We start from the raw sequence: 25,577 nt of genomic DNA on the forward strand, positions 1-25,577 counted from the left end.
TTCCTACCTTTTTACTAAAGATCTACTACTGTGATTTTTTATCAATCTTACAAATCCACTAAGATTTTAAGAAAAATAAGAGACATCCCAGCACCAAAATCACAAGAATTGCTAGTGTATCCTTTTGACTCCATCTCAACTGTCTATACTGGCTTCTCCCCTTTCCTCCCTGATAACCACGCGCTTCCATGGCTATTGCCAATGAATCTGCACGCTTTAAGCTCGTAGCAAAAAGAGGAATTAAAATCGGAATCATAGCCTTTACTTTTTGAACGATGCTACCTTCGCCAAAGTCAACTCCACGGGCTTTTTGAGCATTCATAATCCTCGTTGTGTCATCCATCAAGGTTGGAACAAAACGCAAACTCATTGATAACATGAGACCAATTTCATGAACGGGAACTTTCACGCGTTTCAGCGGTGCTAAAAGAGCTTCAACTGCAGCTGCCAGACTCAAAGGCATGGTCGTTAAGGTTAGCAAAGTTGAAAAGAAAATAATCAACACAAAACGACAGAAAATGATTCCAGCTTGTTGCAACGCATAATCCGTTATTCTTATAAAAGAAAACTCAAATAGGACATTTCCACTTGAAATGAAAAAGAGCTGAAAAAGAGTTGTAAAAGCAATCAGGAAGAACATGGATTTTAATCCCTGAATGAAAAATGAGAGGGAGACGCCCGACAAAGCGATAAATATACCTGTCGCTACAAACAGAATGAGATTAGCGAGGGGATTATTGGCCCAAAATACAATCAAAATCAGCAGGATCATGGCAAGCAATTTACTACGTGGATCCAAGCGATGAATGATGGAATCCCCTGGTATATAACGTCCTAAAATCATACTATCCATTTAGCGACTCCTTAAACTCCTCTATCTTGATTGGCAGTTTTTTAAAAGCTATACCTCTATCTGCCAAACGTTTGCAAAAGGCTGTGATTTTAGGCACACCTAACTGCACATTTTCCATAAAGGCTACATCTTGGAAAACTTCGCTCGGTTTACCACTTTTGACTAAGCTCCCCTTTTCCATAACGTAAACCTGATCAGCATACTCAGCTACATCATCCATCAAATGCGTTACAAGAACAATTGTCATTCCAGAAAGGTGAAGTTTTTTAAACAGGGTCATCAATTCTTTTCTGCCCAGAGGATCTAGCCCTGCTGTCGGCTCATCCAAAACCAAGACAGTTGGCTCCATGGCTAGCATACCCGCTATAGCCACACGTCTCATCTGGCCACCCGAAAGTTCAAAAGGACTGCGCTCAAAGAGTGACTCATCGATGCCTACCAAGGCTAACTTTTCACGCGCAATTTTCTTGGCCTCTTCCTCAGAAACTCCAAAATTTTGCGGCCCAAAAGCCACATCTTTCAAAACAGTCTCTTCAAAAATTTGGTTTTCAGCAAATTGAAACACTAGACCAACTTGCTTTCGAATCTGACGAATTTCTTTATTGGTTGATGTAGGGGTAATGACGGTATCAAAAACTCGAACAGAACCCTTACTTGGTACCAATAGGCCATTTAAAAGCTGTAAAATCGTTGATTTCCCACTACCTGTGTGCCCTACTAAAGCTGTGTAGGAACCATCCTCAATCATCAAAGAAACATCAGTCAAGGCTGATGAAGATAGGGGAGTCCCCTCTTGATAAGTAAAGCTCACATTTTCTAGAGTAATTCCCATAGCTTGTCCTCTAGCTCTCCTTCTGTCAAATAGCCATCCGGCAACTGATAGCCAGCCTCTCTCAAAGATTCTCTCAATTGATTAGTAAAAGGCTCATCTAGCCCTATCTGGTCAAGGTCATCCCGAGAAAAAAGTTCTCTTGGGCTGCTGGTTGACTCCACTTGACCTTTTTTCATGACCAAGACACGTTCACTCATCGCAACTTCTTCTAAGTCATGTGTAATGGAGACGACTGTCATCTGGTGGTCTTTTCGAATCTCTTGAACTGTCTGAATCAGTTCTCTTCGTCCCTCGGGGTCCAACATACTTGTAGCCTCATCTAGAATTAAAATAGCTGGTCTCAAGGCAACAACTCCTGCAATAGCCACACGTTGTTTTTGTCCACCAGACAAACGAGCTGGTTCTCTCTTCTTAAAGTCCAGCATCCCTACCAACTCCAAAGATTCAGCCACTCTTTTCTTCATTTCTTCACGAGGAAGTCCCTGATTTTCTAGACCGAAGGCAACATCATCTTCAACAGTTGCACCTACAAATTGATTATCTGGATTTTGAAAAACCATACCAATTTGACGACGCAAGTCCCAAACGTTCTCAGAGGACAGCAGTTGCCCATCTATCCAGATTTCCCCAGACTCTGCTTCAAGCAAGCCATCAATCAAACGGATAGTTGTCGATTTCCCACTCCCATTATGACCTACAATCGAAAGCCATTCTCCCCGTTTCACGTGAAACGAGACATTATTAACGTCATAGTGTTCCTGGTCTTCTTTGTAACGAAAAGACAGATTTTTTACTTCAATAATCGATTTCATTTCGAACCAAATGTCCCTTTGAATACATAAGCGCTACCCTTGAAATAATCATAACCAGAGTAGATAGTGAAAAACAAAGCTATATAAAGCAACAGTTGACCAATTAAATTCCAATGTAAGAGCAAAAAGATAATGGCAAACATCTGACTAAAGGTCTTGATTTTCCCTGGCATCGCTGCTGCTAGAACCGTTCCTCCCGTCTCAACGAGCAACAGCCGTAGGCCGGTCACCGCAAGTTCACGACAGATGATAATAGCAACAACCCAAGCTGGAGCCATACCTAACTCAATCAACATGATAAAAGCTGACATAACCAGCAACTTATCCGCCATCGGATCTGCAAACTTTCCAAAGTTGCTGACTACATTCCATTTACGAGCAAGATAGCCATCGAGATAATCCGTTATACTAGCAACTGCAAAGATGATCGCTGCCAGCAAATGACTGCCTTGTGAATGGTCCAAAGTCAAAATAAAAATAAAGAGAGGTATAAAGAGAATTCTACCAATAGTTAATACATTAGGAATTTGTTCTTTCTTCATTGGTTTTTCCTTAATCTGTAGTGAATGTAAGTGTTACAGTTCCAGTCTGAGTTGTCAGCTTCGAGGTGTCGATCGTTTGATTGTCCACAGTTAAAGTAACTCCCTTCACTACACCCAAAGTAATAGTCACAGGTTCTTTCGTCGAAACTGTTGTTTTTGCATTTTTATTGTCTGCGGATAGTGTCACACCACCTTCCAGCTCACTCCCTGAAACACTAACCCAGCTAGTTGCATCTGAAACTGTCAGCTGAACCGTAGCTGTTTCCTTACTCGTTTTATAGCGAGCTTCAATGCGGTTTCCTTCGCCTGACACTGTAATAGTTGATTCCGTAGTAGAAGACGAGCTAGACGTCTGACTACTAGAAGATGAACTAGTTGAAGTTGTTGAACTAGTTGAGCTCACAATACTATAATTAGGCGAAGAAGGACGCGTTGGTTGAGTCTGGATATAATTCCAAACATAATAAGTCACAAAAATTAAAATCGACAAAGCAAATAGAACGAAATAAAACAAGGGGAGATAAGACGTTTTTTTCTTATTTGATCGTCTACGACCAGACAAGTCTTCTTCATCAACATCTACCTCTTCGTAGGTAATCATGCTTCCCGAATCATAGGCATCCAAAATGATTCGCTCGTCCAATTCAACCGCCCAGGCATATTTTCTCAAAAAAGAACGAGCATAAAATGGACTAGGAAGTTGATCAAAATCATCAGCCTCCATAGCCTCTAATAAATTCATCTGAATATCCGTTTTTGCCTGCAGTTCTTCTATACTCAATCCCTGGTTTATTCTAGCTAAACGCAGCACCTCACCAATTGTTTTTTTTCTCATACTTAGCATTCCTTCTTTCTAGGGTTACTTAATCTTTTAAGCTGGAAAGATTGTAAAATCAACTAGATCACCATCATCTATCAAACGATGACCTGCTTCAAGAACATCGTCTAAAGTAATTTCTTGTAAAATTTTTGGTAAATCCAAAATAGTTTCTCCTCTGTCGACTGGTTCATACTGTGTTGCAATAAACTCCAAGGAGTTCATACTACTGAAAAATTCCCCAAACATCTCACTCTTAACAAGATCCAGATGTTCCTCTGTAAGATCTGAATCTTTCGTAAAGTTGCGAATAGCCTTTCGAAATTGATGCGACAAAGAAACAGGTTCTTTCGTTTCCATCGTCAACATCACAAAATGAAAGCGGCTATTCACTTCTACCTCTAAGGACAGCGAGGCATCCAACTTCCCTGTCTCATATAACCTTTGAAAACGGTCAGAAGTCCAACCAAACAGCATCGTAAACAACAATTTCAACAAAACACTATAACGGTAGCAATCTGCTTCTGCCACCTCACCTGTTCCCCTAATTCCAACAGCAAGTTTTGGTGAAGAGACCTCCATCCGGAGACTGTCTGTTTCTTTGACAGGCTGTAAAGCAAGTTTCTCCTTGTTTACTACCATTTCTTCAAAATTTCTATATTTCTTTTGTGAAAAATACTTTCCAATCGCATCTACCTCAAAATTCCCAACTAAAAACCAAGACATATTGACAGGTTTGTAAAAGGCTGTAAAGTTATCTTTTAAGTCATTTAGCTGGATATTGTTAATTGATTTTTCACTTCCAACAATATCTGCCGCCAGAGGAGTATTGGGATAAAGATTTGCTAATGTTGCAAAAAACAGGCGCGAATCTGGATCATCTTGGTACATCTCACGTTCCTGTTGGATAATTTCCCTCTCTCTCTCAACTGACTCTTCTGTAAAATGAGCAACTGTTACCAACTCCTCAAGCAAATCCAAATTTTCTGATAAATGATCTATTGTTGAAAACAAATAGCTCGTCTTTGTAAAACTCGTAAAAGCATTGCTATCAGCTCCCAAGTGTGTAAAAGACTCCATAATATCTTCAGCATTTTCTCTCTCAAATAGTTTATGTTCAAGAAAATGTGCAATTCCAGCTGGATAACACTGTAAACCTTTTTCAGATAGTGTAAAGCTTGTGTCTACTGATCCAAATCGAACTGTTACAACTCCGTAAACTTCATTAAATTGTTTCTTAGGAAGGAGAGACACTGTCAATCCATTTGATAGACGAGTCTGATAAACCGTCTCCTTTACAGCAGGATAGTATTTTTCTTCAAAGGTAACTGGTGTCATTCTATTCCTTCCATAAAGTATATCGCTTGTAACCGAACACTATTTGCTGCTTTGCAGATAGCTTCTTTATCAACTTGATTTAATTTTTCAATCCAATTGTCAAAATCTGATGTAGATTTCCCTAACAAACTATTCAAGTAAACTCGCTCGATTAGTGAGCTCTGACTATCTTGCGAAAGCAATAAGGTTCTGCGAATCATCTCCTTAGTCTGTTCAATCTCCAAATCTGTAAAATTACCTTTCTTTAGTTCAAGTAATTGATGATTCATCAATTTTCTGGCTTGATTGCGCTTTTCCCGATCAATGCCAGCATACATCCTCAATTGACCACTAAATAAATCCAATTGACTGGAGATAGTGTAGGCTAGACCAGCATTTTCCCGAACATTTGTAAAAAGCTTAGAGTGAGCAAAACCACCTAACAGACCATTCATTACTACCATGGCCAAATGATGCTTGTCTCCATAGCTCGTAGAACAATGGTAAGCCAATTCCAAAACGGATTGGCCCACATTCTTACGAACCATTCCTTCCCGAAGGACATTTGAATATGGTTGTTTGTACTGAGGCTTGACATCGATTTGACGCCCAGTAAAGGAGAATGACCTCAACCACTCCTTCACTTCTACTTCATTAAAATCACCCAAGAAAAAGAAATCAATTCGATCTTTGTTCAGAGCATCTTGAAAGCAAGTGTAGCTACTTTCCGGAGACTCATTTGAAATGCGATTTCGTAAATCACTGTATCTCAATTGAAGACGCTCATCACGGAAGAACAAGCTATCCAACTCCTTATGAGCAAAATAAAATGAATCATCCATATCAGTAGCCAAACTAGCCAATAACTGTTTTCTTTCAATTTCAAATAAGGCTGGCTCAAAAGCACCATCTTGAGCTAAGGGGGAAAATAAAGTCTGTTTCACCAATTCAAATATTTGAGAAGTCAAGACATTCTTTTTACTTAAAAAATCATCCCTCACATAGGTAAATGTTAGGTCAAGAATATGTACCTGTCCCCTACGATAAGCACTCGTAGAAATATCTGTTCCATATAAACTTGCCAAGTATCTGCGAAAAGCTTGAGATGTTGGGTGAGCTTTATTGGCAGTTTCCAACATACTTGCACTTAACATGCGTCCCGCTATTGTCTCAAGAGATAAGGGAGCAGTAAAACGAATAGTGATTTTATTTGTTTTAAACTTTTTGGATTGAATAAAATTTGCTGAAATTCCAGACACCAACTCCATACCTTACCTCCTTACATATAGAGTTCTATTATACCACGAAAATCAAAATTTTTCTTGTTCTCTTTATAGCTTTCAAAAGTAAAATCGTTTTCATTTCGACTGACTTTCCTTCAGCTATTTCAGGGAAAATATGGTATAATACCAAAGATTGAGGTGAATTATGGAATACAAATTATTTGAAGAATTTATTACGCTCCAAGCCCTCCTAAAAGAGATTGGAATTATACAAAGCGGTGGTGCTATTAAATCCTTTTTAATGGAGCATCAAGTTTACTTTAATGGTGAATTAGAAAGTAGACGTGGGAAAAAAATCCGTGTTGGAGATGCGATTGACATTCCTGATTTAAAGATTGACATCACCTTGACAAAACCAAGTTTAAAAGAGCAAGAAGAATACCAAGCAGATAAGATTGAAAAAGAGCGGATTGCTAAACTTGTCAAAGAGATGAATAAAGGTGTCAAGAAAGAAAAACAAAAAACTACTTCATCACCTAAAGCCAAACAAGCTCCACGTTTTCCAGGAAGATAATCATGTGGCTCCAACATTTAATAATAAAAAACTTTCGAAACTACAAAGAGGCAAAAATTGATTTTAATCCAAAATTAAACGTCTTTTTAGGCCAAAATGCGCAAGGAAAGACCAATATGCTAGAAGCAATCTATTTCTTGGCCTTAACACGCAGCCATCGTACTCGGACAGATAGAAATCTTATTCATTTTGATGAAGAACAACTCCATCTTTCTGGCTTACTACAGAAAAAAACAGGTTCTATCCCTCTAGAAATTGATTTAACACCAAAAGGGCGTGTGACTAAAGTCAATCACTTAAAACAAGCTCGCTTATCAGACTACATCGGACATATGAATGTTGTTCTCTTCGCACCTGAAGATCTCCAGATAATTAAAGGAGCACCTTCCATTCGCCGAAAGTTTATAGATATCGAACTTGGACAAATTAAACCAATCTACTTGTCAGACCTGTCAAACTACAACCATATACTCAAGCAAAGAAATACTTACCTAAAATCCAGTCAAAAGATTGACGAAACATTTCTGTCAGTCTTAGATGATCAGTTGGTAGAATACGGTTGTCGCGTCATAAAGCATCGGATAAAATTCGTTAAAGATTTAGAAAAATTTGGTCAAAAAAAACACTTAGAAATTTCAAATCAATTAGAAGAACTGTCAATATCTTATCAATCATCTGTCAACTTTACTGATGAAGAACTGTTAATGGATTCTTTTAAAATGGCTTTAGAAAAAAGTAGATCAAGAGACTTATTTAAAAAGAATACTGGTGTTGGCCCTCATCGAGATGACATTTCTTTCTATATCAATGGTATGGACGCTAGTTTTGGAAGTCAGGGTCAACATCGTAGTCTTGTACTCTCTATAAAATTAGCAGAAATAGAGTTAATGGAAAGTATTACTAAAGAATCTCCAATATTACTACTTGACGATGTTATGAGCGAACTTGACAACACTAGACAACTAAAATTATTAGAAACGATTTCACAATCTATCCAAACCTTTATCACAACAACAAGTTTAGACCACTTGCAAAATTTGCCAGAAAATCTTAGTATCTTCAATATCCAAAATGGCAAAATATCTGTAAATCAAACTTGACACTTTTGTAAACAAAAAGAACTCCTGATTTTCAGGAGTTCTTTTTTTACTTCTTACATAGAGTAGTTTGGTGCTTCATTAGTGATTTGTACATCATGAGGATGGCTTTCTTTCAAACCTGCACCAGACATTTCAATAAATTGAGCGTTGTCATGCAATTCTTTAAGGTTAGCTGCACCACAGTAACCCATACCAGAGCGAATACCACCAATCATTTGGAAGACGATATCAGCTGCTGCGCCTTTATAGGCAACACGACCTTCAATTCCTTCTGGAACAAGTTTGTTCGCTTCATTGACAGAACCTTGGAAGTAACGGTCACTCGAACCTTTTTTCATTGCAGCGATTGACCCCATACCACGGTAAGTCTTAAACTTACGTCCTTGGAAGATTTCTGTTTCACCTGGCGCTTCATCTGTTCCAGCAAACATTGATCCAAGCATCACTGCATTTCCACCTGCAGCAAGGGCTTTTACAATATCTCCAGAGTACTTGATTCCACCATCTGCAATGATTGTTTTTCCATATTCACGCGCAACTGCAGCTGCATCGTAGATTGCTGTTACTTGTGGTACACCGACACCTGCAATCACACGAGTTGTACAGATAGAACCTGGTCCAATACCAACCTTAACAACGTCTACACCCGCTTCATAAAGTGCACGTGCACCCTCAGCTGTTGCAATATTTCCAGCAATCAAAGTACGATCTGGGAAGTGAGCACGAATCTCAGCAATTTTACGCAAGACACCTGCAGAGTGACCATGAGCAGTATCAATAACAATTGCGTCAGCTCCTGCTTCAAAAAGGGCTTCGGCACGTTCAAATGTATCTGAAGTGACACCTACCGCACCAGCAACTAAGAGACGACCAAACTCATCTTTTGCTGCATTTGGAAATTCAATCACTTTTTCAATATCTTTAATAGTAATCAAGCCAGAAAGACGACCTTCTTCATCAACTAAAGGAAGTTTTTCAATACGGTGTTCTTGAAGAATACTCTCAGCTGTTGCAAGATCTGTACCAACAGGGGCAGTAACAAGATTTTCACTAGTCATATGGTTTGAGATTGGCTGATTGTAATCTGAAATAAAGCGAAGATCTCGATTTGTTAGAATACCAACCAATTTACGATTTTCAAGTGTTTCCACAACTGGAACACCACTGATACGGTAGCGTCCCATCAGTTCGTCCGCTTCAGCAATAGTGTGTTCTGGAGTCAAGAAGAATGGATCAATAATAACACCATTTTCAGAACGTTTTACCTTGCGAACTTCATCTGCCTGTTGCGCAATAGACATATTTTTATGGATTACTCCAAGACCACCTGCACGAGCAATAGCAATGGCCATTTGACTTTCTGTGACTGTATCCATCGCGGCTGTTATAATTGGGATATTTAAAGTCAGATTATCTGCCAATTTTGTTGTTAAATCTGCATCATTAGGCAACACATGACTTTCTGCTGGAATGAGCAATACATCATCAAAGGTAAAACCTTTTTTTAAAAATTTAGTATCCCAATTAGACATTGAAGTTTCCTCTTTTCTTTCTTTTTGAGCTTGACTCTTTTTGTATTGTATCTATCATACCATTCTATGAAAATTTGTCAATTATATTTATGGTAGAAATCATAAAAAAACTATCCCTGTGATTCTATGGAAGAGATAGTTTTACGATTCATATTTTATCTATTATTTAAAATAATTTAGTCCCATTGCTCCCTTAACTTCAGATAGAGTTTGCCCTGCAACCTCACGAGCTTTTTCACTACCTTTTTGAAGCATATTGTACACTTCACCCATATCCTTAGCAAATTCGATACGGCGCTCACGAATAGGGCCAAGTTCACGTTCGAGTATTTCAAGTAGATAACGCTTCGTCTTCACATCGCCAAGACCACCACGTTGATAGTGTTCTTTCATCTCTGCAATGTCTTGAGCATCTTCAGGACGACCAAACACATCTAGATAATGGAAAACCATATTTCCTTCAATCTTACCTGGATCCTCAACCCGAATATGGTCCGGATCAGTATACATACTCATGACTTTTTTACGCAACGTATCAGCATCATCGGCTAGATAAATACCATTATTAAGGGATTTAGACATTTTAGCATTTCCATCGAGACCAGGCAAACGTCCTGCTCTCTCATTTTCTGGATAAATACCTTCTGGTTCCACCAAAACATCACAGTTATATGCGTTGTTAAAAGAACGAACAATTTCACGAGTCTGTTCAATCATTGGTTTTTGGTCTGTTCCTACAGGAACATAATTAGCCTTAAAGGCTGTGATATCAGCTGCTTGCGCAATTGGATAAACCAAAAATCCTGTCGGAATACTTTCTCCAAATCCTTTCTGAGCAATCTCTGTTTTTACTGTCGGATTCCGTTCCAAACGAGCTAGTGAAACCAAATTCATATAGTACATAGATAATTCAGCCAACTCTGGAATTTGACTTTGAATAAAGATAGTTGATTTACTTGGATCCAATCCAACTGCTAAATAATCCAAGGCAACATTCCCAATCGATTCTACAATCGTTTGAGGATCTTTGGCGTGATCTGTCAAGGCTTGTTGGTCCGCCAAAAAAACAAACATGTCATACTTGTCTTCTTCCTGCAGCAATACTCTATTTTTAAGACTCCCAACATAATGTCCAATATGCAGTTTTCCTGTTGGGCGATCTCCTGTTAAAATAATGGGTTTCGTCATTTTTTTCTCCTTCGAAATGGTCTATTCAATTATAGCATTTTTTTGTTAAAATAACAGAAAATTATTTAAATCAAATAGCCGATTCGCTGTAAATACAACTGTAAATTTAGTTGACATAAAATTGACAAACAAAAATTTGAATATTTCTCTCTTTTCTAGTAGAATAAATGTATTACATATTATAGGAGAAAAACATTGCTTACAGTATCTGATGTTTCACTACGTTTTAGTGATCGCAAACTTTTTGATGATGTCAATATCAAATTTACAGAAGGAAATACATACGGATTAATTGGTGCTAATGGTGCTGGGAAGTCTACATTCTTAAAAATCTTAGCTGGTGATATTGAGCCAACAACTGGTCACATCTCTCTTGGTCCAGATGAACGCCTCTCTGTTCTCCGTCAAAATCATTTTGACTATGAAGATGAACGTGTCATTGATGTCGTTATCATGGGAAATGAAAAACTATATAGCATCATGAAAGAAAAAGATGCTATTTACATGAAGGAAGATTTTTCCGATGAAGATGGTGTTCGTGCAGCTGAACTTGAAGGTGAATTTGCCGAACTTGGAGGCTGGGAGGCAGAGAGCGAAGCATCTCAACTACTTCAAAACCTAAATATTCCAGAAGAATTGCACTACCAAAACATGAGCGAATTGGCCAATGGTGAAAAAGTGAAGGTTCTCCTTGCTAAAGCCTTATTTGGTAAACCTGATGTTCTTCTTTTGGACGAGCCGACCAACGGTCTTGATATCCAGTCTATTACTTGGTTAGAAGACTTCTTGATTGACTTTGATAACACCGTTATCGTTGTATCCCATGACCGCCACTTCTTAAACAAGGTATGTACTCATATGGCCGACCTTGACTTTGGAAAAATCAAACTCTATGTCGGAAACTACGACTTCTGGAAGGAATCTTCTGAGCTTGCTGCTAAATTGCTAGCAGACCGTAATGCTAAGGCAGAAGAAAAAATTAAGCAATTGCAAGAATTCGTTGCTCGCTTCTCTGCCAACGCTTCTAAGTCAAGACAGGCAACGTCTCGTAAAAAAATGCTTGACAAGATTGAATTAGAAGAGATTGTGCCATCTAGTCGTAAATATCCATTTATCAACTTTAAAGCAGAACGTGAGATTGGTAATGATCTCTTGACAGTAGAAAATCTAACTGTAAAGATTGATGGCGAAACTATCCTAGACAATATTAGTTTCATCTTGCGTCCAGGTGATAAGACAGCTCTTATTGGACAAAATGACATCCAAACAACTGCATTAATTCGTGCAATTATGGGTGACATTGATTATGAAGGAACTGTCAAGTGGGGAGTTACTACTAGCCGTTCTTACTTACCAAAAGACAACTCAGCTGATTTTGCAGGTGGAGAGTCAATCCTTGATTGGTTGCGTCAATTTGCAAGTAAAGAAGAAGATGACAATACCTTCCTACGTGGTTTCCTTGGTCGTATGCTCTTTTCTGGAGATGAGGTTAACAAACCTGTAAACGTCTTGTCAGGGGGAGAAAAAGTACGTGTCATGCTTTCAAAACTCATGCTCTTGAAATCAAATGTCCTTGTACTTGATGATCCAACAAACCACTTGGACTTGGAATCTATCTCAAGCTTGAACGATGGATTGAAAAACTTTAAAGAATCAATCATCTTTGCCAGTCATGACCACGAGTTTATCCAAACTTTGGCAAACCATATCATTGTTTTGTCTAAAAATGGCGTCATTGATCGTATCGATGAAACCTATGATGAATTCCTAGAAAATGCAGAAGTACAAGCAAAAGTTAAAGAACTTTGGAAAGACTAAATAAGACTTCAAAACTCAGTTGGGGTAACCAACTGAGTTTTCTATCATTCTATGAGGTAACATGAAATCATTTTTTAAAACATATTGGACCTATTTTGTTTCTTTCATCATTCCTTTAGTAATTATGACCGGAGTATACCTAACTCAAGGTATCTACTGGAATAGCGATACATCTCCACTATTAGGAGATGGTTTCCATCAATACGTTATTTTTGATGTGGCTTTACGAAATATTTTACATGGAAATGGTAGTTTGTTTTACACCTTTACAAGTGGCCTCGGACTGAATTTCTATGCTCTATCTAGTTATTACTTGGGTAGTTTTCTCTCACCTCTGGTTTACTTTTTTAATCTGTCGAATATGCCAGATGCTGTCTATCTGACCACTCTATTAAAATTTGGATTGATTGGTCTGTCAACCTTCTTTAGTTTGAATAGATTATTTAAAGATACCCCAAAATTTTTAAAACTGGCCTTATCTACTTCCTATGCTTTAATGAGCTTCACTGTCAGTCAGTTAGAGATAAAAACCTGGTTAGATGTTTTTATCTTGATTCCTTTAATTATAACCGGTTTACACCTACTTATAACACAAAAGAAGCGCCTACTATACTTTACAAGCTTGTCAATCTTATTTATTCAAAATTATTATTTTGGATATATGACAGCATTGTTCCTTATTTTTTGGTATTTCTGCCAAATTTCTTGGGACTTTAAAACTCGAAAATCATCTTTTCTAGATTTTATTATCACCTCCTTTTTAGCAGGAATGGCTAGTTTGATTATGACTCTTCCTACACTGTTTGATTTACAAACTCATGGTGAGAAGTTGACTGCCATCACAAAATTAAAGACAGACAGTAGCTGGTATCTAGATATTTTCGCAAAACAATTCATTGGATCTTTTGATACAACTAAGTATGGATCTATACCAATGATTTTTGTTGGATTGCTTCCTTTTATTTTAACCATTCTATTTTTCACAATAAAAGCCATAAGGTTTCACGTGAAACTTACCTACGCAATTTTCTTTACTTTTTTAATAACAAGTTTTTACATAGAAGCACTTGATTTGTTTTTGCAAGGGATGCATACCCCAAATATGTTTTTGCATCGCTATGCTTGGATTTTTTCCACTCTGTTAATTTATACCGCAGCAGAAGTACTAAATCGCTTGAAAGAACTGAAGCTATGGAATCTATTTGTCTCACTTTTTCTTATACTAACAGGATTTTTGGCTACTGTCTATTTTAAATCACACTATTCTTTTTTAACTGATTTGAATATCCTACTCACTCTTGAATTTCTTCTAGTTTATGCTCTTTTACTTCTTGCAGTCATTAGAAAATTTATCTCTGTAAATCTATTTGCAATTCTTTTGTCTTTATTTATAACAGCTGAGATAAGCTTAAATGCTTCATCTCAAATGGAAGGAATAGCTAAAGAATGGGCCTTTGCTTCTCGTAGCGCCTATAATAGAGATATCACTGCTATGGAATCCATTCTAAACCAAATTGACAATCCATTTACACGTACTGAAAAACTGCAAATTCAGACTGGGAATGACAGTATGAAATTTAACTACAATGGAATCTCTCAATTTTCGTCTGTACGAAATCGTTCAGCTAGCACTAGTTTGGACAAACTGGGATTCAAATCCTCTGGAACTAACCTCAATCTCCGTTATGTAAATAATAGTCTTTTAGCAGATAGTTTATTTGGAATCCAGTACAATATTTCTGAAACTTCACTTGATAAGTATGGCTTTCAAGAGATTTATCAAAAGGATCATTTAACCTTATATAAAAATAAACTCTCTTTACCCATTGCCTTTGCCACTCAATCTATTTACAAAGATGTAAACTTTAACAATCACACTCTAGATAATCAGGCTTTATTTATAAACCAGCTTGCTAATCTCAACTTAGATTACTTCTCCCAAATAACATCTGATAAAACAGACACTTCAGATGGTTTAACGAGCATCACAGGTTCTGCGAATGAAGATGCAAAGATTGATTATCAAATTGAGGTTCCTCAAAATAGCCAAGTCTATCTCTCTTTTTCAAATCTTCATTTTACGAATGATAAACAAAAGAAAGTTGACATACTTGTCAATGGAGAAAAGAAGACTTTTACAACTGACAATGCCTTTAATTTCTTTAATTTGGGTTATACTGAAGAACAAAAAACTTTCAATATCAGTGTTAGTTTCCCTGGAAATTCTCAGGTGTCCTTTGAATCTCCAACCTTCTATCGTTTAGATACTCAGGCTCTTACTGAGGCAATCCAAAAGATTAAAGAACAACCTGTAGAAGTATCCACCTCTAAAAATAAAGTCTTTGCTACATATGAAGTAAAACAAGATACCTCTATTTTCTTCACTATTCCTTATGACAAAGGTTGGTCTGCATACCAAGATGGGAAAAAACTTGAAATCAAGCAGGCTCAAACTGGTTTTATGAAAGTTGATGTTCCAAAGGGAAAAGGCACCATTACACTTTCCTTTATCCCCAATGGTTTTGTTATTGGAGCAGCCTGCTCACTAACTGCCCTTCTTCTTTTTGGGATCTATAATCACATACGAAATTTATCTAAGACATAAAAAGATTGACCAAGGAATTGGTCAATCTTTTTAATCTTCTTCCATTTTCTTAGGTTGATAAGCTAGCATACCTAAAGCAGTAAAGAAAACTAGTATTATAATAAGGAAAATGACTTGTTGATGAATATTTCCTGTCATAGAAATTGTTTGTCGTAAACCTGATACAGAGTAACTCATTGGTAACCAAGGATTGACACCCTTAAAGAAATCATTTGTCAAAGCAAGTGGATAGGTCCCTGCACTTGATGCTAACTGTAATAAAAGTAAAATAAGAGAGAAGAAAGCTCCTATACGGCTATTCCAAGTTGTTAAAGCTGTCACCATAGACATGAAAGCTAAACTTGTGATGATAATTAGAATCAAGGTCCTCATCTCATGGTTCGCAGTCAATCCAATAAGATGGACACCTCCATAAACTAAAATACCTGCTAAGACAGCTATAATCCCATTTATTTCAGAGCGAGACTTCAACCAAGCCCAACGACTCTCTGGATGACGTCCAGAAGGCAACTTAGCAAAAATCATATTGGTAGATATAGCAGCAACAAAAAGAGCAACTGATATCATATAAGGAGCCATGGCAATCCCATTTACAGGAACTTGGTCATTATCTGTTTTTGAGAGAAGTAGAGGTTCAGATAATGTTTCTGCATTTTTAGATTCTGTTGAAGCTGATTTGAGTTGATTATTAGCATTGCCTAATCCTTGTCCTAATGAATCAACTCCCGTCTGTAAATCTTCAAGACTAGAGGTTAAGGTTGTTCCACCTTCTGCTAGTTTTACAGCACCATCTGCAATCTTCATAGCACCACTTCCTAATTGAGATACTGCAGAAAGTAACTGTATTGATTTATCCGTCAATTGACCAGAACCAAATTGTAATTTAGTAAGGCCTGCTATTAACTCTGGGCTCTTATTATTCAATTGATCAGAACCAGTTGACAAACTTTCTATACCTGATACTAATTCTGGAGCTTTTCCAGCTAACGCATCTACTCCAGCTGTCAAGGTTGATGTATTTTCTGTCAACTTACTTGATCCAGAAACTAATTGATCTAGACTAGTTGTTAAACTTGCATTCTTTTCACTTAGCTGATTGGCACCTATAGAAATAGTATCCAGTACTTTAGTGTAGTTTACAACTCCTTTTTCAATTGACTGACTTCCAGGAACTAACTGATTGTTGACAGCATTTTGCAATGTTGTAAATCCATTTGACAATGTTGTCAAAGAACTAGATGCTACAGGTAAGAGTTGATTTGCCTTCGTCTGTACATCAGATAGATTAGATACTTGTTGTTCTGAATTCTCTATACTTTCTTTTAATCCCTCTACTGTCGTTAAAATTGTTCTTGCTGACTCAATAGTAGAATTAGAATTTTTAGAAATAGCTTCTGTCAGTTCTTTCTTTTGTTCCTCTGTGAGAGATTGATAAGTGGCTGTTGATTGAAGGTTCGCAAGAGTTTTTTCTTGTTCTGTCTGACTTTTAGTCACAATATCCTGAGCAAGAGTTGTTAGATTTGGCAAAACTTCTGACAATGTACTTTTTAGTTGGATATTATCTGAGTTTGTAAGAGCTTGTAGTGTTTTATTTAGTTCTCCTAAACTAGTTGCCAATTGAGCTATTTCTTCATTTTGTTGAGATGAGGACTCTAATTGACTTGAAATTTCTTTAATACCAGTATTTAATTGCTCCATTCCATCTCTTAGTGTATCTGATTGATTGGATAATTGACTTGTTCCGTTAGAAAGTTCTTTCACACTACTTGTATAAGCATTTACACCAACTGAAAATTGATTGAGACCTGTATCCAGTTGTGAAACGCCACCTGTATAGGACTTTATACCTATATTTAGCTGATTTACACCTGTCACCAACTCAGGAGTTTTTGAAGCTAATTGACCAAGTCCAGTGTCAACTTGTGAGACAGCATTTGTATAACTTTGTAAACCACTATTAAAAGTTCCTAAACCAATATGTAATTGCTCTATAGCAGACACATAGCTAGATAAGCCTTTTGTAAATTGATCTGCTCCATTTGAAAAAGTTACGCTTGAGTTAGCTAGAGTATTAAGATTTGTCGTCAACGTTTGACTTCCTGTCACCAACTGATCAGCTCCATTAGCCAATTGTTCACTTCCATCAGATGCCTTATTTATCCCAGACTTCAAGTCATTCATTTTTTGAAATAAAGCCTTGGTATACGTTTCGGTAACATTAGTGGAGACGGTTTGTTTTAATTGTGTCATTGCAGAATCACTCATCTTACTTGCAATAAAGCTATGCCCACTTGAAGTCTGATAATCAATCTGCATCTGTTCAGGATGATTCGTTAGGATAGAAGTAGCTTTTTCAGATAAGTCACTTGGTAAAGTCACTACCATGTAGTAGTCACCATCTTCTAGCCCTTTTTCCCCTTCCTCTTCATTAACAAAATGAAAATCTAAAGCCTTATTTTCTTTTAAATTAGACACCATGTCATCACCAATTGTCATTGTCTGTCCATTATAAGAAGCTTCCTTATCTTTATTGACAACTGCCACAGGTAACTCGGATAATTGGCCATAAGGATCCCACATGGATGATAAAAATATAATGTTGTATAAAGCCGGAATGAGAGAAATCCCTATCATTACAATGATAAAGGTCGGTTTTTTAAATATTGCTTTCCATTCTTTAAACATATTCCCTCCTTTTTTAAACATATTGTCTAAAATTTTGATATAATAGATTATACATCAAAAAATCAAAATTACAAGGTGGAAAATCATTTTTTAGACATATCGTCTATTTTTGTATACAAGGAGGAATTATGAAAGAAAGTAATAAACGTTTAAAAACAAAGCGAATTATCGAAAATGCCATGGTTCAATTATTGATGGACCACCCCTTTGATCAAATTTCTACTGTCAAGCTAGCAGAAAAAGCCGAAATCAGTCGTTCCAGCTTTTACACTCACTACAAGGATAAGTATGATATGATTGAGCATTACCAAAGTAAGCTGTTTCATACCTTTGAGTATATTTTCCAGAAACATGCTCATCATAAAAGAGATGCTATTTTAGAAGTATTTGAATATTTAGAGTCTGAGCCACTCTTGGCTGCACTCTTATCTGAAAATGGTACAAAAGAAATCCAAAATTTCTTGAGAAATAAGCTTCATATTATGCTCAGCACTGACCTTCAAAAACGCTTTATGCAACTACAACTAAATCCAATTGAACTCGAATATAGTAGCATTTATCTAACAAATGCCCTATTTGGTGTTTGCCAGACTTGGATTGCCCATGGAAAAAAAGAAAGTCCGCAAGAAATGACAGACTTCCTTATGAAAATGTTAGGTGATACAAACTAAGAATAAAAAAAGAACACCGAGTGGTGTTCTTTTTATCTTACTCCGCCAGTAGGACTCGAACCTACGACATCATGATTAACAGTCATGCGCTACTACCAACTGAGCTATGGCGGATAAAATAGTCCGTACGGGATTCGAACCCGTGTTACCGCCGTGAAAAGGCGGTGTCTTAACCCCTTGACCAACGGACCATCTATCTGTAGCAGATATAACCATTATATCAATTTCTTACTAATTGTCAATTACTTTTTAGATTTTTTCTCCAGAATATCTCTCAGTTTGCGAACTTTCAAACGAGTGATGGGGCAGCGATGATCTTCATAAAAGACAACTTCTAGATTCTTTCGATCAATTTCTCTAACATTTCCAATATTGATTAGGAAAGATTTATGAGGAGAATAAAATCGCTGGGTATATTTGTCCTTTTCTTGAATATCTGTCATTGTTCCATAGAACTCTTTGGCAAAATTCTTACCAATAATCCGCAACTTATGAGAAACACCTGTGGTTTCGATATACAAAATATCATGGTAAGGGATTTTCAAATCATTTCCCTTATAGTTGTAATCAAAATAGTCTACAACATCTTCGTTTTCAAGCAGCATGCTCTTAGTGTAAAAAATACTCTGCTCGATACGTTTTTTGAACAATTCATCATTGATGTCTTTGTCTACAAAATCTAGAGCTGATACCTGGTATTTGTACGTTAAGGTAGCAAATTCAGATCGACTGGTAATAAAGACAATAATAGCATAAGGATTGTGATGACGGATAAACTGTGCCACTTCAAAGCCCTTTTTCTCAATTCCGTGAATATCGATATCTAGGAAATAAAGCTGATTTACTTCATCATTTTCGATATATTCCTTAAACTCACGAACTTTTCCTGTTGTCTTGTAAGAAATAGGAATATTTGATTCCTCCGAGATTTCATTCAATATTCTCTCTAGTCTCACTTGATGCTCAATAACATCTTCTAAAATTAATACTTTCATTCGAATTCCCTCTTAAATCTAATAATTTGTCTAAATGTGTTGTCTTCCATCTCTGTTTCTAACATAATGTTGTCATATTTATCTAGAATCTCTTTGACATTATTAAGCCCTAAACCTCTATTTCTTCCCTTGGTAGAGAAACCTAAGGCAAATAAGTCCTCTGAAGGCGTCATAGTGATTTTACATGAATTCTGGATGACTATAACTGTCTCAAAATCCATTTTAATGACTGCAACTTCCATTTGTTTCAAGTAACTATCCGCGGCTCCTTCAACAGCATTGTTTAAGAGAATACTCATGATGCGAACAAGATCAAGTAAATCCATTGACAATCTAGTAATAACATCCTTTACTTCCAATGTAAACTCTACATCATTATTTCGTGCATAAACAATGGATTGAGCAATCAAACTACGTAAAGCTGAATCTTCTAAATTGTTCAAATCAAAGTAAGTATATTTTTCTGAACGCAGTTTTTGATTCGCTTTTACTAATACTTCATTGTAAACTCTGTCAATTTCCTGTAAATCTTCACTGTCAATTGCCATTTGCATGCTGACAAGCATACCTGCATAGTCATGACGAAAACCTCGAATTTCATTATACAACTTGACAATTTCATCAGTATAAGTCTGTAAATGCTTTTGTTCAAATTTCTTCTGCTTTAGGGCAATCTCTTTTTCAATTTGAACCTTATAAGAATTCATTGCAAAGAAAATCAATAACAAGCAAATAAAAACAATGGTTGATAAAATACTTCCAAAACTATTTAAATGAGAAATAGTACTCACGATATCTGAAATAAAAGAGACGATATGCAAGAAGATAAATGCATATAGCACTTTTTTCAAAAAAGAATAGAGATATTCTTTGTCAAAATATTTAAACTCCAAATGGAAATAAGATATGACAATTTTAATAACCAAATAGGTTAAAATAAGTACAAATATAATAAAATAATTATTATATTCTAATGCAATATCATCTCCTGTTATAGATGATAAAGTTACCGATATAAAGTTATTACTACTATGATATAAGAGAGAAAATAATAGGCTTATAAAAACTCCCTTAGACTTATCATACTTCTGAAATCCAAAAAAGTAACCGAATATGAGTAAAGGAAATAAAAATTTAGACAAGCCGTAACCATCTAAGGCTAGTAAATACATTATTTCTTCTAATATTAATTGTAGTAAAAAAACATAAAGACTATAAATATATTTTTCTTTTTTAGTTGCATTACAAGTCCATTCATAAATTTTACTAATGATAAAAACATAAAAAAAAGCTATTACTAATCCAAATAAATTCATTACTTTTTACCTTTATTCCAGTTATTTTCTTTTTGGAAAAATAAGATTACGTATTAATTCTGGAATTCTCCATTCCCCACCTTGAATCTCCTGCAATTCTTTCTCTGTAAGCTTTGTGAACTGTTCCAATTTAACTGTGTTTTTCATAATAAAATCTCCTGTATTGTTTTTCTTGTAAGTTATCTTACAAATCTATTATACAAAATGAAGATCACTTAAGAAAAATTTCTTCTCAACTGTACTTTTTTACACCTGAAATGCACCTTTTGAAGAAAAAAGCTGGGAAATAATCCCAGCTTTTTCTTTAATGTACTGATCCCAGCAGGATTCGAACCTGCGACCGTTCGCTTAGAAGGCGAATGCTCTATCCAGCTGAGCTATGAGACCTAACATGACCATTCTATCAAAAAACAAGAAGTAAGTCAATCTTCTATTTATGATAAGGGGATCCCTGCTGAATGGTAAAAGCACGATAAATTTGTTCAACAAGAACTAATCTCATTAACTGATGTGGCAAGGTCAAACGTCCAAAACTAACAGAAAGATTCGCTCGATACTTCACAGCAGGGGATAGTCCCAGACTTCCACCAATAATAAATGTAAGGGTAGAAAATCCCTTTATAGAAGCCTGTTCCAGCTGTCTACTGAATTCTTCTGAAGAGAGAGTTTTTCCTTCAATTGCCAACACAACAACAAAATCTCTTTCTCCAACTTTAGAAAGAATTCGATTTCCCTCTATTTCTAATATTTTGTAATTTTCTGACTCACTTGCCTTATCTGGAGTTTTTTCATCAGCTAACTCAATGATTTCTACAGTGGCAAAACGAGATATACGTTTACTATATTCAGCAATGCCATCTTTAAGATATTTTTCCTTCAGTTTTCCAACTGTTACAATTTTTATTTTCATTCTTCTATTCTAACATATTCACACTTCATTTCACATCTTATTCACAAAGAATTATCTAGTAAAACTAGCAAATTCACAGAAAAAAAGCGAGTTATCCACAACTTGTGTAAAACTTCTACCTTTAAGCTTGAATTAAGTTAATAGATTTATACTTTAATCAAATAAAAAACAAACGGAGGCGTTTATGAAACACTTACAAAAATTTTACAAAAAAGGAGTTACCTTTCTTATCATCATTCTGATAGGATTTTTGAGTGGTGCCCTAGGAAGTTTTGTGACACTGCAACTTTATCAAAAACAAGTAAGTCAAGCCACAAATAACACTACAAACACTGTTACTCAGACTTCCTACAAAAATGAAAATGCAACAACTCAGGCCGTTAATAAGGTAAAAGATGCCGTTGTGTCGGTCATCACTTATTCAGCAAATCGGCAAAATAGTGTTTTTGGAAATGACGAGACAGATACGGATACCGACTCTCAACAGGTAGCAAGTGAAGGTTCTGGTGTTATTTACAAAAAGAATGGGAAAGATGCCTACCTTGTGACAAATACCCACGTTATTAAAGGAGCTTCAAAAGTTGATATCCGTTTAGCAGACGGTACAAAAGTTCCTGGTGAAATTGTCGGTTCTGATACGTTCTCTGATATTGCTGTCGTAAAAATTTCTTCAGAAAAAGTCACAACCGTAGCAGAATTTGGAGATTCTAGCAAACTAAATGTTGGTGAGACTGCAATCGCAATTGGTAGTCCTCTAGGATCCGAATATGCCAATACAGTTACCCAAGGAATCATTTCAAGTCTCAATCGAAATGTCTCTCTAAAATCTCAAGATGGTCAAGCGATTTCTACAAAAGCTATTCAGACAGATACGGCCATTAACCCTGGTAACTCTGGTGGTCCACTGGTAAATATTCAAGGACAAGTCATCGGTATTACATCAAGTAAAATTGCAAGTAATGGTGGAACCTCTGTCGAAGGTCTTGGTTTTGCAATCCCATCAAATGATGCTCAAAATATTATTAAACAGCTTGAAAGTGACGGTAAAGTGACTCGCCCTGCTCTTGGAATTCAAATGGTTAATTTGGCTAATATCGGAGCTAGTGATCTTAGAAAACTCAATATTCCAAATAGCGTGACTTCTGGTGTAGTGGTAAAATCTGTTCAAAGTAATATGCCTGCATCTGGTCACCTTGAAAAATACGACGTTATTACCAAAGTTGACGACAAGGAGATTTCTTCGTCAACAGATTTACAGAGTGCTCTTTACAACCATTCTATCGGAGACATTATTAAAATCACCTACTATCGAAATGGGAAAGAGGAGACTACAACTGTTAAACTAGATAAAAGTACAAGTGATTTAGAATCTTAATTGACATCAGTGTAAAGAAAACTTTACATATAATAAAAGATATGTTAGTGTAGAATCATGGAAAAATTTGAAATGATTTCTATCTCTGAAATACAAAAAAATCCTTACCAACCTCGGAAAGAATTTGATGTAGAAAAATTAAAGGAATTGGCTCAGTCAATCAAAGAAAATGGGCTAATCCAACCAATCATCGTTCGTCAATCTCCTGTAATTGGTTATGAAATCCTTGCAGGAGAAAGACGATATCGAGCTTCTCTCTTGGCTGGTCTGAACTCTATTCCAGCAGTTGTAAAACACCTTTCAGATCAAGAAATGATGATTCAATCAATCATTGAAAATTTGCAGAGAGAAAACTTGAATCCAGTTGAAGAGGCACGCGCCTATGACTCTTTAGTTGAAAAAGGATATACCCATACCGAAATAGCAGATAAAATGGGAAAATCTCGTCCTTATATCACTAATTTTATTCGTTTGCTTTCCCTACCAGAGCATATCTTATCTGAAGTAGAAAATGGAAAAATTTCTCAAGCTCATGCACGCTCACTAGTTGGTTTGGATAAAGAGCGACAGGAATATTTCTTTCAACTAATCAAAAATGAAGATATCTCTGTGAGAAAGCTCGAAACATTACTGACAGAGAAAAAACAAAAGAAGCAGAAAAAAAGTGATTCTTTCATTAAAGATGAGGAAGATAAATTAAAAAAACTACTTGGATTAAATGTAGAAATTAAACTTTCTAAAAAAGATACTGGAAAGGTTATTATTTCTTTTTCAAGCCAAGAAGAATATGACAGAATTATCAACAGCCTGAAATAAGGCTGTTCTTTTATTTTTTCAACTCACAAATTTATCCACTATTTTTTATAGCAAAAAAACAAAGAATTCAAGGGAATCCCTCACTTATCCCCAACCTGTGGATAAAAAATATAAACATTGTGGATTCTTTTCCACAGATTGTGGAAAAATGCTAGCATCTATGGTAAAATAAATCTAACAATAAACCTTTTTACATCAAATATAGCAAAGGAGGGGATAATCGGTGAAAGAAAAACAATTTTGGAATCAAATCTTGGAATTGGCTCAAGAAAGATTGACACGTTCCATGTACGATTTCTATGCCACACCTGCTGAACTCATAAAAGTGGAGGGAAATGTAGCTACTATCTTTTTACCTAGACCTGAAATGGAAATGGTTTGGAAAAAACAACTCAAAGATATCATTGTGGCTGCTGGTTTTGAAGTTTATGATACTGAAATAAAAACTCAATTTGTCTTAACAAAGCCTGAGGAAGGATCTTCAACCTATGTCATGGATTCTGAAAATAGCAATCATTATGTTGCTTCACAGGCCAATCTTGCTATTCCATATTCTGAAACAGGATTGAAGGAAAAATATACCTTTGATAACTTTATTCAAGGAGATGGGAATATCTGGGCTAAGTCTGCTGCTCTGGCTGTTTCCGAAGACCTCGCCTTGACTTATAATCCCCTTTTCATTTATGGTGGTCCTGGACTAGGGAAAACCCACTTACTGAATGCTATCGGAAATGAAATTCTAAAAAATATTCCTGAAGCTCGGGTTAAGTATATTCCTGCTGAAAGTTTTATCAATGATTTTCTTGAACACCTGAGACTTGGGGAAATGGAAAAATTTAAAAAAACTTACCGAAGCCTTGATCTCTTACTGATCGATGATATCCAATCTCTCAGCGGTAAAAAAGTTGCAACTCAAGAAGAGTTTTTCAATACTTTCAACGCTCTTCATAGCAATCAAAAACAAATCGTTCTGACTAGTGACCGAAGTCCTAAACACTTAGAAGGACTTGAAGAAAGACTTGTCACGCGCTTTAGCTGGGGATTGACTCAAAATATCACCCCTCCTGACTTTGAGACACGTATCGCCATTCTTCAAAGTAAAACGGAACATTTAAACTACCATTTCCAGAGTGATACCCTAGAATATCTGGCTGGCCAATTTGATTCAAATGTTCGAGAATTGGAAGGAGCAATTAACGATATCACTTTAATTGCCAGAGTAAAGAAGATTAAAGACATCACTATTGATATTGCTGCAGAGGCTATTAGAGCTCGCAAACAAGATGTTAGCCAACTGCTAGTCATTCCAATTGACAAAATCCAAACTGAAGTTGGTAATTTTTATGGAGTGAGTGTCAAAGAAATGAAGGGGACGAGACGAGTTCAGAATATCGTTTTGGCGCGTCAAGTAGCCATGTATCTAGCTAGAGAACTGACAGATAATAGTCTTCCAAAAATCGGAAAAGAATTTGGCGGAAAGGATCACACCACCGTTATTCATGCCCATGCTAAAATTAAATCCTTGATTGACGAAGACGATAATTTACGCTTAGAAATCGAAGCAATCAAAAAGAAAATTAAATAATTTGTGGATAA

At 36.2% G+C, this 25,577-nt stretch carries 22 protein-coding genes and 3 tRNA genes; 8 read left to right on the plus strand and 17 right to left on the minus strand.

Annotated features, from left to right (window positions below):
* Positions 1 to 58: 58 nt before the first annotated feature.
* From B7708_RS06955 to yfmF, 7 genes are read right to left on the minus strand one after another with little or no spacing between them, the layout of a single operon-like run.
* Positions 59 to 853 carry an energy-coupling factor transporter transmembrane component T family protein gene (locus tag B7708_RS06955; protein ID WP_000377875.1) on the minus strand — a complete coding sequence of 265 codons (795 nt, stop codon included), beginning with the start codon at positions 851 to 853 and terminating at the stop codon, positions 59 to 61.
* On the minus strand, positions 846 to 1,685 hold the full coding sequence (locus B7708_RS06960; RefSeq protein WP_084974713.1) for an energy-coupling factor transporter ATPase: 840 nt from the start codon (positions 1,683 to 1,685) through the stop codon (positions 846 to 848). The genes B7708_RS06955 and B7708_RS06960 overlap by 8 nt, the downstream gene beginning before the upstream one ends.
* The gene (locus B7708_RS06965; protein ID WP_084974715.1) at positions 1,670 to 2,497 is read right to left on the minus strand and encodes an energy-coupling factor ABC transporter ATP-binding protein; all 828 of its coding nucleotides are present in this window, start codon (positions 2,495 to 2,497) and stop codon (positions 1,670 to 1,672) included. The genes B7708_RS06960 and B7708_RS06965 overlap by 16 nt, the downstream gene beginning before the upstream one ends.
* Positions 2,494 to 3,039 carry a CDP-diacylglycerol--glycerol-3-phosphate 3-phosphatidyltransferase gene (gene pgsA, locus B7708_RS06970; protein WP_084974717.1) on the minus strand — a complete coding sequence of 182 codons (546 nt, stop codon included), beginning with the start codon at positions 3,037 to 3,039 and terminating at the stop codon, positions 2,494 to 2,496. The genes B7708_RS06965 and pgsA overlap by 4 nt, the downstream gene beginning before the upstream one ends.
* Positions 3,040 to 3,049: 10 nt before the next feature.
* On the minus strand, positions 3,050 to 3,874 hold the full coding sequence (rodZ, locus tag B7708_RS06975; protein WP_084974719.1) for a cytoskeleton protein RodZ: 825 nt from the start codon (positions 3,872 to 3,874) through the stop codon (positions 3,050 to 3,052).
* 36 nt (positions 3,875 to 3,910) lie between these two features.
* Positions 3,911 to 5,194: an EF-P 5-aminopentanol modification-associated protein YfmH gene (yfmH, locus tag B7708_RS06980; protein WP_084974721.1), complete on the minus strand. Its 1,284-nt coding sequence runs from the start codon at positions 5,192 to 5,194 to the stop codon at positions 3,911 to 3,913.
* On the minus strand, positions 5,191 to 6,441 hold the full coding sequence (yfmF, locus tag B7708_RS06985; protein ID WP_084974723.1) for an EF-P 5-aminopentanol modification-associated protein YfmF: 1,251 nt from the start codon (positions 6,439 to 6,441) through the stop codon (positions 5,191 to 5,193). The genes yfmH and yfmF overlap by 4 nt, the downstream gene beginning before the upstream one ends.
* A gap of 160 nt (positions 6,442 to 6,601) precedes the next feature.
* Between yfmF and yaaA the strand changes: the two genes are divergently transcribed.
* The gene (gene yaaA, locus B7708_RS06990; RefSeq protein ID WP_084974725.1) at positions 6,602 to 6,970 is read left to right on the plus strand and encodes a S4 domain-containing protein YaaA; all 369 of its coding nucleotides are present in this window, start codon (positions 6,602 to 6,604) and stop codon (positions 6,968 to 6,970) included.
* A 2-nt stretch (positions 6,971 to 6,972) separates the two neighbouring features.
* Positions 6,973 to 8,070 carry a DNA replication/repair protein RecF gene (gene recF, locus B7708_RS06995; RefSeq protein WP_084974727.1) on the plus strand — a complete coding sequence of 366 codons (1,098 nt, stop codon included), beginning with the start codon at positions 6,973 to 6,975 and terminating at the stop codon, positions 8,068 to 8,070.
* Positions 8,071 to 8,123: 53 nt separating this feature from the next.
* Here the strand turns inward: recF and guaB are convergent, their stop codons facing one another.
* Both guaB and trpS read right to left on the minus strand, forming a co-directional pair.
* Complete coding sequence (gene guaB / locus B7708_RS07000) at positions 8,124 to 9,602, minus strand: IMP dehydrogenase (protein WP_000073418.1); 1,479 nt, start codon at positions 9,600 to 9,602, stop codon at positions 8,124 to 8,126.
* A gap of 162 nt (positions 9,603 to 9,764) precedes the next feature.
* Complete coding sequence (trpS, locus tag B7708_RS07005) at positions 9,765 to 10,790, minus strand: tryptophan--tRNA ligase (RefSeq protein ID WP_061418758.1); 1,026 nt, start codon at positions 10,788 to 10,790, stop codon at positions 9,765 to 9,767.
* 195 nt (positions 10,791 to 10,985) lie between these two features.
* Between trpS and B7708_RS07010 the strand changes: the two genes are divergently transcribed.
* Together B7708_RS07010 and B7708_RS07015 are read left to right on the plus strand one after the other, a co-directional pair.
* Complete coding sequence (locus B7708_RS07010; protein ID WP_084945635.1) at positions 10,986 to 12,608, plus strand: ATP-binding cassette domain-containing protein; 1,623 nt, start codon at positions 10,986 to 10,988, stop codon at positions 12,606 to 12,608.
* Positions 12,609 to 12,669: 61 nt separating this feature from the next.
* The gene (locus tag B7708_RS07015) at positions 12,670 to 15,213 is read left to right on the plus strand and encodes a YfhO family protein (RefSeq protein ID WP_084974729.1); all 2,544 of its coding nucleotides are present in this window, start codon (positions 12,670 to 12,672) and stop codon (positions 15,211 to 15,213) included.
* A 30-nt stretch (positions 15,214 to 15,243) separates the two neighbouring features.
* Here B7708_RS07015 and B7708_RS07020 read toward each other — a convergent pair whose 3' ends face one another.
* Positions 15,244 to 17,898: a YhgE/Pip domain-containing protein gene (locus B7708_RS07020; RefSeq protein WP_084974731.1), complete on the minus strand. Its 2,655-nt coding sequence runs from the start codon at positions 17,896 to 17,898 to the stop codon at positions 15,244 to 15,246.
* A gap of 128 nt (positions 17,899 to 18,026) precedes the next feature.
* On the opposite strand from B7708_RS07020, the gene B7708_RS07025 reads away from it, so the two are divergent.
* Positions 18,027 to 18,569 (plus strand): TetR/AcrR family transcriptional regulator, encoded by a 543-nt coding sequence (locus B7708_RS07025; RefSeq protein ID WP_084974733.1) that lies wholly within the window; start codon positions 18,027 to 18,029, stop codon positions 18,567 to 18,569.
* A 40-nt stretch (positions 18,570 to 18,609) separates the two neighbouring features.
* Here the strand turns inward: B7708_RS07025 and B7708_RS07030 are convergent.
* From B7708_RS07030 to rlmH, 7 genes are all read right to left on the minus strand, one after another.
* Positions 18,610 to 18,683 (minus strand) — tRNA-Asn (locus B7708_RS07030).
* Between the two features lie 5 nt (positions 18,684 to 18,688).
* A tRNA-Glu gene (locus tag B7708_RS07035) sits at positions 18,689 to 18,760 on the minus strand.
* 51 nt (positions 18,761 to 18,811) lie between these two features.
* Positions 18,812 to 19,564, minus strand: coding sequence for a competence system response regulator transcription factor ComE (gene comE / locus B7708_RS07040; RefSeq protein ID WP_084974735.1), 753 nt, complete (start codon positions 19,562 to 19,564; stop codon positions 18,812 to 18,814).
* Positions 19,561 to 20,880, minus strand: coding sequence for a competence system sensor histidine kinase ComD (gene comD / locus B7708_RS07045; RefSeq protein WP_084974737.1), 1,320 nt, complete (start codon positions 20,878 to 20,880; stop codon positions 19,561 to 19,563). Before comD ends, comE begins: the two co-directional genes overlap by 4 nt.
* A gap of 21 nt (positions 20,881 to 20,901) precedes the next feature.
* On the minus strand, positions 20,902 to 21,027 hold the full coding sequence (comC, locus tag B7708_RS07050; RefSeq protein ID WP_084974740.1) for a competence-stimulating peptide ComC: 126 nt from the start codon (positions 21,025 to 21,027) through the stop codon (positions 20,902 to 20,904).
* A gap of 166 nt (positions 21,028 to 21,193) precedes the next feature.
* Positions 21,194 to 21,267 (minus strand) — tRNA-Arg (locus B7708_RS07055).
* A 43-nt stretch (positions 21,268 to 21,310) separates the two neighbouring features.
* Positions 21,311 to 21,790, minus strand: a complete 480-nt coding sequence (gene rlmH, locus B7708_RS07060; RefSeq protein WP_000694218.1) for a 23S rRNA (pseudouridine(1915)-N(3))-methyltransferase RlmH — start codon at positions 21,788 to 21,790, stop codon at positions 21,311 to 21,313.
* Positions 21,791 to 21,974: 184 nt separating this feature from the next.
* Here rlmH and B7708_RS07065 point away from each other — a divergent pair, with 184 nt between their 5' ends.
* The 3 genes from B7708_RS07065 (at position 21,975) to dnaA (ending at position 25,566) form a co-directional block, all read left to right on the plus strand.
* Positions 21,975 to 23,165, plus strand: a complete 1,191-nt coding sequence (locus B7708_RS07065; RefSeq protein ID WP_084974742.1) for a S1C family serine protease — start codon at positions 21,975 to 21,977, stop codon at positions 23,163 to 23,165.
* A gap of 57 nt (positions 23,166 to 23,222) precedes the next feature.
* Positions 23,223 to 23,981, plus strand: a complete 759-nt coding sequence (locus B7708_RS07070; protein ID WP_084974744.1) for a ParB/RepB/Spo0J family partition protein — start codon at positions 23,223 to 23,225, stop codon at positions 23,979 to 23,981.
* 223 nt (positions 23,982 to 24,204) lie between these two features.
* On the plus strand, positions 24,205 to 25,566 hold the full coding sequence (gene dnaA / locus B7708_RS07075) for a chromosomal replication initiator protein DnaA (protein ID WP_084974746.1): 1,362 nt from the start codon (positions 24,205 to 24,207) through the stop codon (positions 25,564 to 25,566).
* The last annotated feature ends 11 nt before the right edge of the window (positions 25,567 to 25,577 follow it).

This window comes from Streptococcus oralis subsp. dentisani (assembly GCF_002096615.1).
GTDB lineage: Bacteria > Bacillota > Bacilli > Lactobacillales > Streptococcaceae > Streptococcus > Streptococcus oralis_U.